Genomic DNA, 12,781 nt, shown 5'->3' with positions numbered 1-12,781 from the left:
TGTGAACTCAATAACCCGGACACTTGGTAATGCCCGGTTCATACCCCCTTCACACCATGACGTCCATACTCCAGATTCATTGCCGAAAGGATCCCACATGATAGAACGCACACTGGCGGCAGTCGTGATCACCATGATCGGCGCCGGATGGCCCCCGGAGGCATCGGCCCAGGAAAACGAGAAAAAGCCCGGGGAAAACCTGCCGGAACTGGCCCAGGACGTGGAGCAGAAAAAGGAAGAAGTCGACAGGAACACCACTGGCGACAGGGCAATGAAGCAGGAGGTGGAAGAGTACGAGGCCCGGGAAAAACTGATCGGCAGCCTGATTGGCGGCTTCGTGCCCTACAAGCCCACTTATATCCTGCCCTACACCTACGTGGATAACCCGAACCAGAACCCCACCAGCCCGACCCTGGGGGAGGCAAGCTATGATGCCCGCCTGCAGAGCGAGGAAGCCAAGTATCAGATCAGTTTCCGGGTGCCCCTGTTCACCGGAATACTGGATGACAGCACCACACTCTGGTTCGGCTATAGCCAGAAGTCATTCTGGCAGGTCTATAACACCGAGGATTCCGCCCCCTTCCGGGAGACCAACTACGAGCCCGAGATCTTCCTGCGCCAGCGGCTGGGCTGGGACATCGGTCCCGGCGAGGTCACCAGCGTCGCCCTTGGCCTCAACCATCAGTCCAACGGCCAGTCGGAACCCCGCTCAAGGAGCTGGAACCGCATCAGGGGCAGCGTCGCCTATGCCTACGATCGCTGGCTGTTCATGGTCAGCCCCTGGTACCGATTGCCGGAAGACGAGAGCGACGACGACAATCCGGATATCGAGGAGTACCTGGGCTACGCCGACTACCTTGCGGTGTATAAATGGAATGACAACCATGTGCTCTCTGCCAGGCTGATGAACAACCTGCAGGAGGATGACAACCGGACCTCCGTGGAGCTGGGCTACAGCTTCCCCATGGGCAACACCATCAAGGGCTACATCCAGTACTACAACGGCTATGGCGAGAGCCTGATTGACTACAACGAACGCACCCACCGGATCGGTATCGGCATTATGCTGAACGACTGGCTGTAAGGAGAGAGGGGCAAATTCAGTGTCGGCCCCAACAGTCCCCCTCCCTTGGCGGGAGAGGGACTTTAGAAGGTCAGCTGTTCAGCCGGTCCATCTCCGCCAGCAATTCGGCGGTCTTCTGCTCCATCAGCGCCTTGTCAGCCCGTGACTCCACGTTAAGCCTCACCACCGGCTCGGTGTTGGACATGCGCAGGTTAAAGCGCCATTCCGGAAACTCGATGCTGACCCCATCCACATGATTCACAGACACGGCATCACCCGCGTAGGCCTCCTCGATGGCCTGGATCACCTTTGCCGGATCATGGATGGTCCGATTGATCTCGCCGCTGGCCGGGTAGGCCTCGATCCGGGCATCGATCAGTGACGACAGGGGCTGTCCCGACTGACACAGGCGCTCCGCCACCAGCAGCCAGGGAATCATGCCACTGTCGCAGTAGGCGAAGTCACGGAAATAGTGGTGGGCGCTCATCTCGCCGCCGTAGACGGCATCCTCGTCCCGCATGCGTTGCTTGATGAAGGCGTGGCCGGTCTTGCTCTGCACCGCCTCGCCACCGGCGGCCTTCACCAGATCCAGGGTATTCCAGGTCAGCCGTGGGTCATGGATCACCTTCCCGCCACCGGTCTTGCGCAGGAACTGGTCCGCCAGCAGGCCGACGATATAGTACCCCTCAATGAATCGGGCATTCTCGTCGAAGAAGAAACAGCGGTCGAAATCACCGTCCCAGGCAATGCCCATGGCCGCCTTGTGTTCCAGCACCGCCTCGGCGGTCACCGCCCGATTCTCCTGCAGGATGGGGTTGGGCACACCATTGGGAAAGCTGCCATCCGGCTCGTGGTGGAGTTTGATGAATTCGAACGGCAGGTGTTCCTCCAGGGCATCCACTACCAGGCCAGCGCCGCCATTGCCCGCATTCACCACGATTTTCAGGGGTTTCAGGGAGCCGGCATCGATATAACCCAGCAGGTGGTCCACGTAAGGCGCCATGACCTCCAGGGGCTCATGGCTGCCCTGCTCCGGCGCATCGGCGAAGGGTTCCAGCACCCGGTCACGGATCTCGTTAAGACCATTGTCGGAACTGATAGGACGGGACTCCGGCCCCACCATTTTCATACCATTGTGGTCCTTGGGGTTGTGGCTGGCCGTCACCATGATGCCGCCGTCCATTCCGAAATGGCTGGTGGCAAAGTAGACATGCTCGGTACCACACAGACCGATATCAAAGACATCCGCCCCGGCGGCCATCAGGCCGGAACTGAGGGCATCGGCAATTTCCGGGCTGGACTCCCGGATATCGTAACCAACGATTACCTTGCGGGCGCCGGTCACCTCCACATAGGCCCGACCGATCTTTTCAGCCAGGGTGGCATTGAGCTGGTCCGGTACGCGCCCGCGCAGGTCGTAGGCTTTAAAACAGGACAGGTCCATGGCGACTGTTTCTCCCAGTTGGTCTGCGGTATGGATTCGAGTGATCGCCCGTTACTCGGGTATAAGAACATCAGGCAACAACCGGGCCCATTCTAGCCCCTTACCTGTGACAGCGGCAGGAAATAGCTGAAAAATGAAGAAATAGAAACCCGGCGGATGCTGCCGGACGGGGATAGTATGGCCATTGGCGCGCATTGCGCACGCCAATGGTGCCCGGTGGCAGCGGCTTACTCCGCGGCGCCGGACTGAAGCTGGATATAGTTCTGGATGCCCATCTGGTCGATCTGCTCCAGTTGGGTTTCCAGCCAGTCGATATGCTCTTCCTCGCTATCGAGGATGCTGCGAAACAGCATACGGCTGGTGTAGTCCTGGACCTGCTCACAGTAGACAATGGCTTCTTTCAGGTCCTTGTGGGCGGTCATCTCCAGCTTGAGGTCGCACTCAATCATTTCCTGGACATTCTCGCCGATCAGCAGCTTGTTCAGGTCCTGCAGGTTGGGCAGGCCCTCCAGGAACAGGATCCGCTCGATAAGCTGATCCGCATGCTTCATCTCGTCGATGGACTCCTCATATTCCTTGTCCGCGAGCTTGCTGATGCCCCAATCCTTGTACATGCGGGAATGCAGGAAATACTGGTTAATGGCGGTCAGCTCGTTCCCCAACACCTTGTTCAGATGCTGAATGACTTTCTTGTCACCTTTCACGGCCGGGGTCTCCTCATCCTGTTATCGGTTATCCACTGTCAGGCAGCGGACTTTGGATAAGGATAACCCCTATTCCGGAGAGAAAAAATCGCGTAAGAGAATGGTTTACGTTTGATACAGGGCATCGACAACGCCCGGAAGGGAGCGTTGTTTCAGGCCGGCTGGGCGAGCATATCCGCCAGGGCGAGGTAATCGGATGACCGGCTTTCCCGAAGGATTTCCCGGGCGGTGCAGGCACAGCGTCCGCACTGGCGCCCCACTCCCAGCTCCTTGCCCAGTTGTCGCATGGAACTGATGCCATTTTCAGCCGCTTCGCGGATTTCCCGATCGGTCACACCGGTGCAGAGGCAGACGTACATAGATAGAAACTCACACGCCGATTAAAGTTAGTGATAATTATTGTTATTCGCAGGAGAGATTGCAACCCAATTGAGAAAATTTGTACAAATCGTCACAGAACGGTGCCCGCTCCGGAAATCCGCTACACTCTGCTCCATCCAGAAACCCGACCGGAGCATGCCATGGCCCTCAAAGCCACCGTATTCAAGGCAACCCTGAGCATTGCCGACATGGACCGCCACTACTACGCAGACCACCACCTCACCATCGCCCGGCACCCGTCGGAAACCGATGAACGCATGATGATACGACTGCTGGCCTTTGCCCTGAATGCCGGCGAGCATCTGGAGTTCACCCGTGGCCTGAGCACCGATGACGAGCCCGATCTGTGGCGCAAACACCTGACCGGGGAGATCGAACACTGGATCGAAGTGGGACTGCCGGAGGAAGACCGGATCCGCAAGGCCTGCAACCGTGCCGACCGGGTGACCATCTACGTTTATGGCGGACGTGCCATGCCCGTATGGTGGGAGAAACACCACAACCGCCTGGGCCGTTTCGGGCACCTCCAGGTCATCGCCCTGGAACAGAACAGCACCGACGCCCTGGCGGAACTGGCTGACCGCTCCATGACATTGCAGGTGAATATCCAGGACGGCGAGGTCACGATCAGTGACGAGTCCCGGGTGGCAAGCCTTGAACCCAGGACACTCAAACGGGTGTAACTCCGAGACCAACGGAAATCGCGGTCAGAAGTGAATGCCCACCATCTCCCGGGATCGGCGCCGAACGGGAAAACCCTGACTTTCCAGCAGGGTCACCAGCTCCCGGGAGTCCCGGGGATTGAGGAAATCCGCCAGCGGCACCTCCTCCCCGTTGCAGCACAGACAGATCCGCTCCCGGAGCCAGGGATGGGGCTTCTCATCCAGCAGGATACGGACCGACGGACGCGGCCAGTCCCACTGCTGCTCGCAGTGCTCGTGCCCCTTTTCGAGCCGCACCCGGGACGGCCCAAAGGTAATGACCTCCTGACGACAACACTTGCGGGCGGTATACCAAAGTCCGGCCCCCACCGCGACCAGTTCCAGCCCGGCAAAGGGAATGACCAGCCAGGCCCCGGCCAGGCTCATACCCACCACCACGGTGGACGTCAGCAACACCAGCCCGAGCCACACCCGCACCAATGCCGGCCAACTGATGGAGCGATTGGGGGTGAGGCGGTAACGCATGCCGTCGCTGTCGGATAAGCGCTCAATCATGGGAAAACCCACCGGGGCTTCGCCCGGACGATTGCCTTTTATCAAGTATACGCGATGACGACAAAACGGTTTCAAGGAGGGCTGGACAGAGTAACGCTGCGCAAGTAAGATTGCGCACTCGAAATTGACGCATACAGCGCCCGTTTCTTCCGCCCGTAGCTCAGCTGGATAGAGCGTTGCCCTCCGGAGGCAAGGGTCAGAGAAAAAATCCGGAACCGAAGGCAACGGTCAAACATGCCAACTTTGTTGAAGACCGCCCGTAGCTCAGCTGGATAGAGCGCCGCCCTCCGGAGGCGGAGGTCAGAGGTTCGAATCCTCTCGGGCGGGCCATTTTAATGGCAAATCAGCACCTTACACGCCTAGCCTTTTCCAGTTACTTTCAACCTCTGAAACTGAAACCACTCAAGCTCCTAATCAGGCAATGACCTTTGCCCAGATTCTGCAATCACCCTGCTTGGCGCACGAAACCAGGCTTGTGTCCAAATTGTGTCCACGGTGTGTCCATGTCTTAGCCGGAATCGTCCTAAGCGATACAAAGCCGACCTTTGCCCTGAGCCCCCTCAGAAGTCCTAACCAGATTCTTGATCGTTTAAAAAAGAACCTTGACGCTTTGCCGTTTTATAAGTGATGTTGATCGGCTACACTTCTTCAGAATTTGCGATAGTCGATAAAATTCACCGTAAAACGAGCAGAGACCCAAGGGATTTGGAACTAGCATTTGCCAATAGAGAGATCAGAGCACTCTGCCTGAGCGGACATCTCGCAGAAGAAGACCTTGGCAGACAGCTGACATCCATGCTTAGGCGCCGTCTGGCGGATTTAAGCGCGATGGTCAACGTATCAGAGCTCTCGGCAACGCCCTGGTGGGGCTTCGAGGAGCTTGATAAATGCGACGGCAGAGGCCTTATAAAGCTAGGTGACGGATACGCGCTCTTATTTGAATCAGGCCATCGCAAAACACCACATTTGGAAAACGGGATGATAGATTGGTCTAAGGTTCGACGCATCAAGATCCTTGGCGTGGAGAAACGCAATGATGGAAAGCGCTAGCTTTTTACCCGACTGGGTCAGCCCCCCCGGCGAAACAATCCTAGATTTTCTGAATGAACAAGGACTTTCGCCATACGATCTAGCCGAAGAAATCGACACCTCTATCGAGAATACCCGTCAACTGCTCCGTGGAGAGCGGGCAATTAACTCAGATTTGGCGATTAAGCTTACAGGGATCGTTGGAGGCTCACCTGACTTTTGGTTAACTCGCGAAGAACAGTTCCGCGCGGGGCTGGATAGACTCAAAAACAACGAGGAATGGGCAAATCAGTTCCCAGTGAAGGAAATGGTAGAATTAGGCTGGGTTCCTCCTGTCAAAAAAACCTCCCAAAAAATTGCTGCTTGTTTACGGCACTTTGACGTACCGTCCGTCGCTGACTGGTTTCAACATTACGAAGGGAGTCATCGACTTCCCGCATTCAGGACGTCACCGACATTTAGCTCAGACGAAGGCGCAACTTTGGCTTGGCTGCGGAAAGGTGAGATTGAAGCCTCAAAAATCAAATGCGAAGCGTGGGATCAGGATCAATTCTTCGGGGCACTATCCAAAATAAGACAACTAACTCGCCAGAAGAGGCCGGAGACTTTCCTTCCTGAGCTGGGACGCATATGCGCTAGTGCCGGGGTGGCATTGGTCATCGAACCATCTCCCAAAGGTTGTAAGGCCAGTGGCGCGACTAGGCTTTTGAGCCCGCAAAAAGCCATCATAATGATGAGTGGGCGCTATTTATCTGACGATCATTTTTGGTTTACTTTCTTTCATGAAGCGGGGCATTTGATTCTTCACAAAGATTTTATTGAGAATTGCGAGCAAAACCAAGGCAAGCAAGAAACAGAAGCGAACCAGTTTTCTTTTGACATTCTTATTCCTGAGGAACACCAGCTCGAATTTTTACGACTGCCAGTGAACACCAAAACAGTGATGAGATTCGCGAGAAAGATCGGCATTTCGCCAGGAATTGTCGTAGGCCAAATGCAAAATCACGGGCACTGTCCCTTTAACATGCTTAACAGGCTTAAAGCCCGTTACACGGAAGAGCAACTAACCTCTGCATAACGGGGCAATGAGCATCTGCTCTAACCTCGAAAATATTTATATCGGCTCGGGCTTTTTTGCCAGTTGCAAATAGCATCCTCAATCTCTTGCATCCCGACTCCCAACGAGTCCGCCAACTTAACGACCTCGGCATCAACCTCGCGGGGCATCATATCGGAACCAGCACGCCCAGAAAAAAGAAGTTTTGCGCCTCTCAGCGGGCCGGTTGCATTGACGATGTAGGGCGAATCAGCCTCGATTGGAGCAACCCCAAGCTTAGCTAACATAGTTAGATAGTCGAACTTAGCCAAGCGTGCAAATCTTAGAACATTCATTCCTTTATAGAGCCAATGAAATGCTGCTCTTGTATTCCCCTCCGCAGCCCTAAAGGCGGAATCGAACATTGCCTGATGACTTCCATATTGAGCAATCCAGGCCACGTAACTCTCCACAACCTGACCAGTCGCTCTAGACTTACTTGGATCAATAGTCTCGAACTTTCTATGGTTTCCAAATTTGCGAGCTACGCCGTCTTTACGCATTGACTGAAAGTTGGCCTTCAACCAACGATTGATCCCCTCAGGATCAACGAACACCCTGTCCCAGGTCCATACGCCTTGACCCAAGGCACCGTAGACATCTTGAGCCAGTCTCCAGCCCGATTCTTTATTCTTGCCGAAATGAGTAGCCAAGAAAACTAACCAGCTGGCCTCTTCAATATCACCATTAATTCTATACCAGACTGCAGCCTTAAGCGGGTCAAATAGGTCGCTGTTCGGATCAGTCCGGGATCGGTTTATCGGACGAGATCCCAGCAGTCTTGCGAACTCGACTCGCCGGATACTATCAATAACTTGATCGATGAATACCACACGATTCTCTGGCGCATTTAGCCCTTGAAGCTCTCGCTCATTGGCAATGTAATCTGTGAGGGCTACATCAAGCTGCTCAAATAACTCTTGTCTTGTAACACTCAACAGAATACCTCCATAGCACTAGTGGAAATCCATTTCTGAATTCCTTGACGAACTTTCGAGGTCACACCAAAACTGCTCTGAAGGTTATGGTTATAGCCCAGGAGTGACACTTCCCTGCCGAGGTCTATTCCAGATATACGAGTCAATCGTCCGGTGTATGCGAAGCCCTCAACTCCTCTGCTGTTCTTTCGCGGCAACATCCAATCTTGGACGGGCACTTTTCTGAATGAACACTCCGCTACTGCCTTCAAGTTCTCAATCACTGATTGGCCATTGAGAACTATCACTTCAACCTCCGACTCTCTAAGCAAAACACCCAGAACATCACCAGACTCTCTGATTAACGAAGAACGCTGCGTGTTACTCAGCGCACCCCATTTAGCAGCAGTGGCATACGGGACAAGGTCTAAGTGACAAGCATTGGCGAACATCCCGTAATAAGATGCACCAGCGTCAACAAACAGCCGCTCCAGCGCCTTAAACCAAGAGTCGTATGGGTTGCCGTGAAAATAACCCCTACACGCGTCCAGAATTTTTTCTAGGTGCCCGTCATCTGCCTGAGACCAACGATCCAGCCCCAAAGACGTTAAGGTATGAAACCGCCGATCGTCACCTAACAGTTCCTCTCCCTGGGCGTTCACAAACTCGCGATTACTTGGATTCAGCCCGAGTGTCGCAACCCTTGAAGAAAACACATCACCAAACGAAATAACTGGAGCTGCCCACTGAATAACGCTGGCGTCTTCCATCGCGGGGCGACTGAGGCGGCACAGAAGGTCCCATAAAATACTCTTTGCGTCCATATCACCACCCTTATCCGAAACTTTAGCATGCTTATGAGTTCATAGCAGAAGGCCCAACTGTTTATATTCCGCCCCTAAGACCAAGGACTGCTCCGCCTTTAGCTTTTTAGCACAGCAAATAATGTGCGTTCGGGTGCCAGCGAGCGCTCCCTTGTTCAGCGCTAGCTGTCTTCTTGTCAGCGAAACATCGTAATGTGGGTAAGAGGCACCAGCTTGAAACCATTCTCGCCGCAGCCCGATACCTTGTGCAAATTGGTGCAACTCACTTAGGCTATCTGCAACCATGTGGCACCACCTCTTTCCGCGCCATGGAACTCGCGCATTATCAACATAGACCGCCATCAAAATGGAACCTTTAAAATTGTCATTTTCTTCAATATATTATGCAAAAAGACCAAAAAATTCAACAAAAACGACTCTAGAGATCTCGCCTAGGCAATTTATCAGAAGAGGCTACACTTGGGCATTACACTGATTGATCTGTTAAAATTTACAGGAGTCAACAGCGGAAAAATCTCTAGGTTTGAATCAGGCCAATTCAAGTTTGCCTCAAAGAATTTTCAAAAAAATATTAGATTTTTTACAATTCCAGCCGTTAAGGAAAACTTCAAGCAATGATCTAGGGGCGAGAGTTGGAAAACTTTCAGCGAAATCCCCATTGCATCAACTAGTCGTAGAAGATTTCCTACAAGCGATCGTGCGTATTGACTCGATCAATCCTGCCGATTAGCCAATTTGTCTTCAATAAAGATGTGGTAAGCCCGGTCCTTAATGTCCTTTTTGAGCTCTGAGCATTTTTGGTAATTCTTATGCTTGAAGCTGTGGAGCCACATCAACAAAAAACAAATATCACGCCAGTATGGCTCGAGCCCAATCGGGTTTAGTTCAGTAACGCCGTGGCACCTCACCATTTTGGCAATTCTTTTAACTTCATCGATGGAAGGCCAGGGATCGCCTGCTGGCATTCGATCCATGGCGATCTTATTCATCCAGCCTTCTTCTAGATAGTTGGAGGCCTCATCGAATTTATCCTCATATAGATGCAAGCTACCAGCGCAATGTTGGTAAATCCCAACATCAACCCCTACCGAGCGAGCAATTATCTCTTGGAGCATTGTGAATGCGAAAACGTCGTGTGGCAGTCCCCAAAAGGCGTCATTCGACCTCATGTTTACCAAGAGATTGAGCTGATCACCTCGAATTAAGAACTGAAGCGTACAAGTACAAGGGATGGACTTGTAGGGCGCCTCTAGATCCGAAGCATCAAACAATTGAATTACAGCTCGCCTTGAAGAGGGCTTCTGTTTTAACAGATCGATTACATTTTGAACCTGATTTATCGATCCCGTATGGTTGAACATCCTTTCGCCGTAGCCGCTGCGGACTGTAATTCCGTCCTCCGATTCTCGCTCGTAGAACGGTCCGACGTAATATTTGATAAACTCGAGATCATTCTCCCCCGTCAAATACCACAGCAGCTCTCCCAGAGCACTGAAAAGCTTTCCCTTGCTCTCACTTCTACTCAACCTAGCACGAGGGTTCGTGAGCAGGAGAGTCGCTCCGAACATCTCCTTCATCCGCCCGCGGCTGGCCTCGACATAACCCTCTAAAGAAAAAAGTTTCTCTAAAACTTCATGCATTAGATCGTCGAGCGTTTCGGCTTTAAAAAAGTTCTCCGACATGCCTCTCCAAAAAGAAGTTTTACTTCAAATATTCACTCGATGAACTCGAACAATTCACCAACTTCACACCCTAAGTAGCGGCACAGAGCGTCAATCACTTCGAGCTCTACCCTACTTGCTGTCTCGTGATAAAGCCGTGTAACCGTTCCTCGGTTCACCCCAGTTTCCCTCGCTACATCAACGATCTTGAGCTTCTTCTCACCCATCAGCCTGGACAGATGGCACTTAATCATTTGGCCCACCAAAGAACATATTAACCCGCAGGAGATCAAAAAGACTTGAAAAAGGTCTTTATGAGTGCATAATGATCTACAAGAGGACATTTTGAGGCGCTAGTCATGCGGTATGTCCTCCAGCACTCAACGATATCAGAGGTGATTAGTCATGTCACAGGAGTATCTGACTACCGAGGAACTCGCCCAACGCATCAAATATGACGTGCGCACCATTCGGGAGAGATTGAAAGACTCTGTACTGATCGAGGGGACTCACTATGTGCGGCCCTTCGGGGGACGGAAGATCCTATATATCTGGAACGTGATCGAGCGAGACATGCTAGAGCAGTCCGCAGAGGAGGCATTGGCGGTCCCAATGGCTGGTGGAGGTGTGTGCCATGGGTAAAATTGTCGCTCGCCCGGAATCCGGCAAGTTGTTCTTCGATTTCAGATATAGGAACAAACGCTGCAGAGAACAGACGACCCTGGATGACTCGCCCGCCAACCGCAGGAAGCTGGAGAGCATTCTGAAGAAAATCGAAGCGGAAATTACCCTGGGCACCTTCGACTATGCAAGTTACTTTCCCAGCAGCCCCCGTGCAAATAATTTTGCACCGGACACCAAGCGGGAAGCAGCCGAAGTGGTTCGTGCTCAGGCAGAAACACCACTGTTCGCTGACTTTGTTCGCGACTGGCTCAATGAAATGCGGATCCAGTGGCGCAAATCGCACATTACCACGGTGGAGGGAACACTGACGAACTACCTGAATCCAGAATTCGGAGAGAAAGAAGTTGGCCGCATCACCAAGAAAGACATTCTCGACTTCCGGGCTTCACTCGCCAAAGTAACCACCCGGAGCGGGAAGCAGCTTTCCACTAGTCGTATCAACCGAATCATGACGCCTTTGCGCATGATTCTGGGAGAGGCAGCCAACCGGTACGAGTTTAGCTCACCCTATCACGGGATCAAATCCCTGAAGGTGCCCCGCACGGATGTGGAGCCCTTGTGTAAACACCCCCGTTTCAGTTGCACCGCTGATTAGAGTTTTCCGCCCGTTGGTGTTTCGCCAGGTATTCCCATGGCGTCAGGTCTTCCAGTGAATCGTGGGGACGCTCATCGTTGTATTCCGTTATCCAGGACTCGGTCAGTTCTCGGACTTCGGTGAGGTTCCGGAAGACATACATGTTCAGGATCTCGTCCCGGTAAGTTCGGTTGAAGCGCTCCACGTAGGAGTTCTGAGTCGGCTTCCCTGGCTTAATAAACTCCAGCGATATGCCGTGCTGTTCCGCCCAATCTGCCAGGGCGATGGAGATGAACTCCGGGCCGTTATCCATTCGCAATCTGGCCGGGTAGCCTCGCCAGGCGATGATGCGCTCCAGAACCCGGATGATCCGTGGGGCCGGCAAATTAAGGTCGATCTCGATGGCCAGTACCTCCCGGTTAAAATCGTCCACCACGTTGAAAGTGCGGAACCGGCGACCACAGAACAGACTGTCGTTCATGAAATCCATCGACCAGCACCGATTAACGGTGACTGGTACGCTCAATGGCTCCGGGTTTCGGGTCGGGAGTCGTTTCTTACCCCGTCGTCGTTTATTCAGGTTGAGTGCACAATACAGCCGGTGTACCCGCTTGTGATTCCATCCGTGACCCCAGCGTCGCAGCACCTTGAACAGTTTGCTGAAGCCGTAGGCGGGATAGCGTTCAGTCGCGCTCTGAAGCGCTGCAATCACTGGTTCATCCCGGGAAGTATCCGGCCGATACCGGTACACAGAGTCACTGATGCCAGCGATTCGACAGGCTCTGCGAATGCTGACGCCGTGAGCCTGCTTGAGGTAATCCACCAGTTCTCGTCGAACGGCTGGCTTTACAGCTTTTTTTCGATCACATCCTTGAGCAGTTTGTGATCCAGGCTCAGCTCCGCGTACATCTGCTTCAGCCGGCGGTTTTCCTCTTCAAGCTCCTTGAGGCGCTTCACATCAGAGGCTTCCATGCCGCCGTACTTGGATTTCCAGTTGTAGTAGGTCGCATCGGAGATGCCGTACTCCCGGCAGACTTCCTTGACCAGGCGACCGCCCTCGACCTCCTTCAGGATCTTGACGATCTGGGACTCGCTGTACCGTGATTTCTTCATGTCGTTCTCCGTTTGCCTCATTGTAGGCCGGAGAACTCTAATTACGCATGCACCGATTTTAGGGGATGGTTACA

Annotated in this window: 16 protein-coding genes and 1 tRNA gene; 7 read left to right on the top strand and 10 right to left on the bottom strand. The window is 53.2% G+C overall.

All coding sequences use genetic code 11. The features are described from left to right. Positions 1–97: 97 nt before the first annotated feature. Positions 98–1,084 (top strand): phospholipase A, encoded by a 987-nt coding sequence (locus ACJO3T_RS10695; RefSeq protein ID WP_406963638.1) that lies wholly within the window; start codon positions 98–100, stop codon positions 1,082–1,084. Positions 1,085–1,154: 70 nt separating this feature from the next. On the opposite strand, the gene ACJO3T_RS10690 is transcribed toward ACJO3T_RS10695, so the two are convergent. The 3 genes from ACJO3T_RS10690 to ACJO3T_RS10680 all read right to left on the bottom strand — a co-directional run bounded on the left by ACJO3T_RS10690 (position 1,155) and on the right by ACJO3T_RS10680 (position 3,570). Next, positions 1,155–2,507 (bottom strand): phosphohexomutase domain-containing protein, encoded by a 1,353-nt coding sequence (locus tag ACJO3T_RS10690; RefSeq protein ID WP_406963637.1) that lies wholly within the window; start codon positions 2,505–2,507, stop codon positions 1,155–1,157. 227 nt (positions 2,508–2,734) lie between these two features. Then, positions 2,735–3,211: a bacterioferritin gene (gene bfr, locus ACJO3T_RS10685; RefSeq protein ID WP_406963636.1), complete on the bottom strand. Its 477-nt coding sequence runs from the start codon at positions 3,209–3,211 to the stop codon at positions 2,735–2,737. Positions 3,212–3,363: 152 nt separating this feature from the next. Next, positions 3,364–3,570, bottom strand: a complete 207-nt coding sequence (locus ACJO3T_RS10680) for a bacterioferritin-associated ferredoxin (RefSeq protein WP_328187455.1) — start codon at positions 3,568–3,570, stop codon at positions 3,364–3,366. 162 nt (positions 3,571–3,732) lie between these two features. Between ACJO3T_RS10680 and ACJO3T_RS10675 the strand changes: the two genes are divergently transcribed. Beyond that, positions 3,733–4,275, top strand: a complete 543-nt coding sequence (locus ACJO3T_RS10675; protein WP_406978466.1) for a YaeQ family protein — start codon at positions 3,733–3,735, stop codon at positions 4,273–4,275. Positions 4,276–4,299: 24 nt separating this feature from the next. Here ACJO3T_RS10675 and ACJO3T_RS10670 read toward each other — a convergent pair whose 3' ends face one another. Beyond that, a complete protein-coding gene (locus tag ACJO3T_RS10670; RefSeq protein WP_406978465.1) occupies positions 4,300–4,809 on the bottom strand; it encodes a DUF2244 domain-containing protein in 510 nt (169 codons plus the stop codon). 253 nt (positions 4,810–5,062) lie between these two features. On the opposite strand from ACJO3T_RS10670, the gene ACJO3T_RS10665 reads away from it, so the two are divergent. The 3 genes from ACJO3T_RS10665 to ACJO3T_RS10655 all read left to right on the top strand — a co-directional run bounded on the left by ACJO3T_RS10665 (position 5,063) and on the right by ACJO3T_RS10655 (position 6,916). Then, positions 5,063–5,139: transfer RNA gene (locus ACJO3T_RS10665), tRNA-Arg, on the top strand. 297 nt (positions 5,140–5,436) lie between these two features. Continuing rightward, positions 5,437–5,859 carry a hypothetical protein gene (locus ACJO3T_RS10660; protein ID WP_406978464.1) on the top strand — a complete coding sequence of 141 codons (423 nt, stop codon included), beginning with the start codon at positions 5,437–5,439 and terminating at the stop codon, positions 5,857–5,859. Continuing rightward, positions 5,843–6,916, top strand: coding sequence for an ImmA/IrrE family metallo-endopeptidase (locus tag ACJO3T_RS10655; RefSeq protein WP_406978463.1), 1,074 nt, complete (start codon positions 5,843–5,845; stop codon positions 6,914–6,916). Before ACJO3T_RS10660 ends, ACJO3T_RS10655 begins: the two co-directional genes overlap by 17 nt. A 20-nt stretch (positions 6,917–6,936) precedes the next feature. Here ACJO3T_RS10655 and ACJO3T_RS10650 read toward each other — a convergent pair whose 3' ends face one another. The 5 genes from ACJO3T_RS10650 to ACJO3T_RS10630 all read right to left on the bottom strand — a co-directional run bounded on the left by ACJO3T_RS10650 (position 6,937) and on the right by ACJO3T_RS10630 (position 10,590). Further along, on the bottom strand, positions 6,937–7,872 hold the full coding sequence (locus ACJO3T_RS10650; RefSeq protein ID WP_406978462.1) for an alpha-glutamyl/putrescinyl thymine pyrophosphorylase clade 3 protein: 936 nt from the start codon (positions 7,870–7,872) through the stop codon (positions 6,937–6,939). Then, complete coding sequence (locus ACJO3T_RS10645; protein ID WP_406978461.1) at positions 7,869–8,675, bottom strand: hypothetical protein; 807 nt, start codon at positions 8,673–8,675, stop codon at positions 7,869–7,871. Before ACJO3T_RS10645 ends, ACJO3T_RS10650 begins: the two co-directional genes overlap by 4 nt. A gap of 39 nt (positions 8,676–8,714) precedes the next feature. Then, a complete protein-coding gene (locus tag ACJO3T_RS10640; protein WP_406978460.1) occupies positions 8,715–9,017 on the bottom strand; it encodes a DUF4031 domain-containing protein in 303 nt (100 codons plus the stop codon). 371 nt (positions 9,018–9,388) lie between these two features. Next, the gene (locus tag ACJO3T_RS10635) at positions 9,389–10,357 is read right to left on the bottom strand and encodes a thymidylate synthase (RefSeq protein WP_406978459.1); all 969 of its coding nucleotides are present in this window, start codon (positions 10,355–10,357) and stop codon (positions 9,389–9,391) included. 32 nt (positions 10,358–10,389) lie between these two features. Further along, a complete protein-coding gene (locus ACJO3T_RS10630; protein WP_406978458.1) occupies positions 10,390–10,590 on the bottom strand; it encodes a helix-turn-helix domain-containing protein in 201 nt (66 codons plus the stop codon). A 151-nt stretch (positions 10,591–10,741) separates the two neighbouring features. Here ACJO3T_RS10630 and ACJO3T_RS10625 point away from each other — a divergent pair, with 151 nt between their 5' ends. Together ACJO3T_RS10625 and ACJO3T_RS10620 are read left to right on the top strand one after the other, a co-directional pair. Continuing rightward, positions 10,742–10,978: a hypothetical protein gene (locus ACJO3T_RS10625; RefSeq protein ID WP_406978457.1), complete on the top strand. Its 237-nt coding sequence runs from the start codon at positions 10,742–10,744 to the stop codon at positions 10,976–10,978. After that, a complete protein-coding gene (locus ACJO3T_RS10620; RefSeq protein WP_406978456.1) occupies positions 10,971–11,615 on the top strand; it encodes an Arm DNA-binding domain-containing protein in 645 nt (214 codons plus the stop codon). Before ACJO3T_RS10625 ends, ACJO3T_RS10620 begins: the two co-directional genes overlap by 8 nt. Here the strand turns inward: ACJO3T_RS10620 and ACJO3T_RS10615 are convergent. Further along, a protein-coding gene (locus ACJO3T_RS10615) for an IS3 family transposase (RefSeq protein ID WP_406977608.1) occupies positions 11,596–12,707 on the bottom strand; the annotation gives its coding sequence in 2 pieces (ribosomal slippage) (positions 11,596–12,446 and positions 12,446–12,707; 1,113 coding nt in all). The two genes, ACJO3T_RS10620 and ACJO3T_RS10615, sit on opposite strands and share 20 nt — an antisense overlap. Positions 12,708–12,781 lie beyond the last annotated feature (74 nt).

Source organism: Marinobacter shunpengi (assembly GCF_045449715.1).
Classification (GTDB): Bacteria; Pseudomonadota; Gammaproteobacteria; order Pseudomonadales; family Oleiphilaceae; genus Marinobacter.
The sequence above is the reverse complement of the archived record's forward strand: the minus strand, read 5'-3'. Positions and strand labels throughout refer to the sequence as shown.

Coding starts and splice junctions, on each gene's coding strand:
- ACJO3T_RS10695 (WP_406963638.1), top strand. CDS start 98: ATGATAGAACGCACACTGGCGGCAGTCGTGATCACCATGATCGGCGCC.
- ACJO3T_RS10690 (WP_406963637.1), bottom strand. CDS start 2,507: ATGGACCTGTCCTGTTTTAAAGCCTACGACCTGCGCGGGCGCGTACCG.
- ACJO3T_RS10680 (WP_328187455.1), bottom strand. CDS start 3,570: ATGTACGTCTGCCTCTGCACCGGTGTGACCGATCGGGAAATCCGCGAA.
- ACJO3T_RS10675 (WP_406978466.1), top strand. CDS start 3,733: ATGGCCCTCAAAGCCACCGTATTCAAGGCAACCCTGAGCATTGCCGAC.
- ACJO3T_RS10670 (WP_406978465.1), bottom strand. CDS start 4,809: ATGATTGAGCGCTTATCCGACAGCGACGGCATGCGTTACCGCCTCACC.
- ACJO3T_RS10660 (WP_406978464.1), top strand. CDS start 5,437: ATGTTGATCGGCTACACTTCTTCAGAATTTGCGATAGTCGATAAAATT.
- ACJO3T_RS10655 (WP_406978463.1), top strand. CDS start 5,843: ATGATGGAAAGCGCTAGCTTTTTACCCGACTGGGTCAGCCCCCCCGGC.
- ACJO3T_RS10645 (WP_406978461.1), bottom strand. CDS start 8,675: ATGGACGCAAAGAGTATTTTATGGGACCTTCTGTGCCGCCTCAGTCGC.
- ACJO3T_RS10640 (WP_406978460.1), bottom strand. CDS start 9,017: ATGGCGGTCTATGTTGATAATGCGCGAGTTCCATGGCGCGGAAAGAGG.
- ACJO3T_RS10635 (WP_406978459.1), bottom strand. CDS start 10,357: ATGTCGGAGAACTTTTTTAAAGCCGAAACGCTCGACGATCTAATGCAT.
- ACJO3T_RS10630 (WP_406978458.1), bottom strand. CDS start 10,590: ATGATTAAGTGCCATCTGTCCAGGCTGATGGGTGAGAAGAAGCTCAAG.
- ACJO3T_RS10625 (WP_406978457.1), top strand. CDS start 10,742: ATGTCACAGGAGTATCTGACTACCGAGGAACTCGCCCAACGCATCAAA.
- ACJO3T_RS10620 (WP_406978456.1), top strand. CDS start 10,971: ATGGGTAAAATTGTCGCTCGCCCGGAATCCGGCAAGTTGTTCTTCGAT.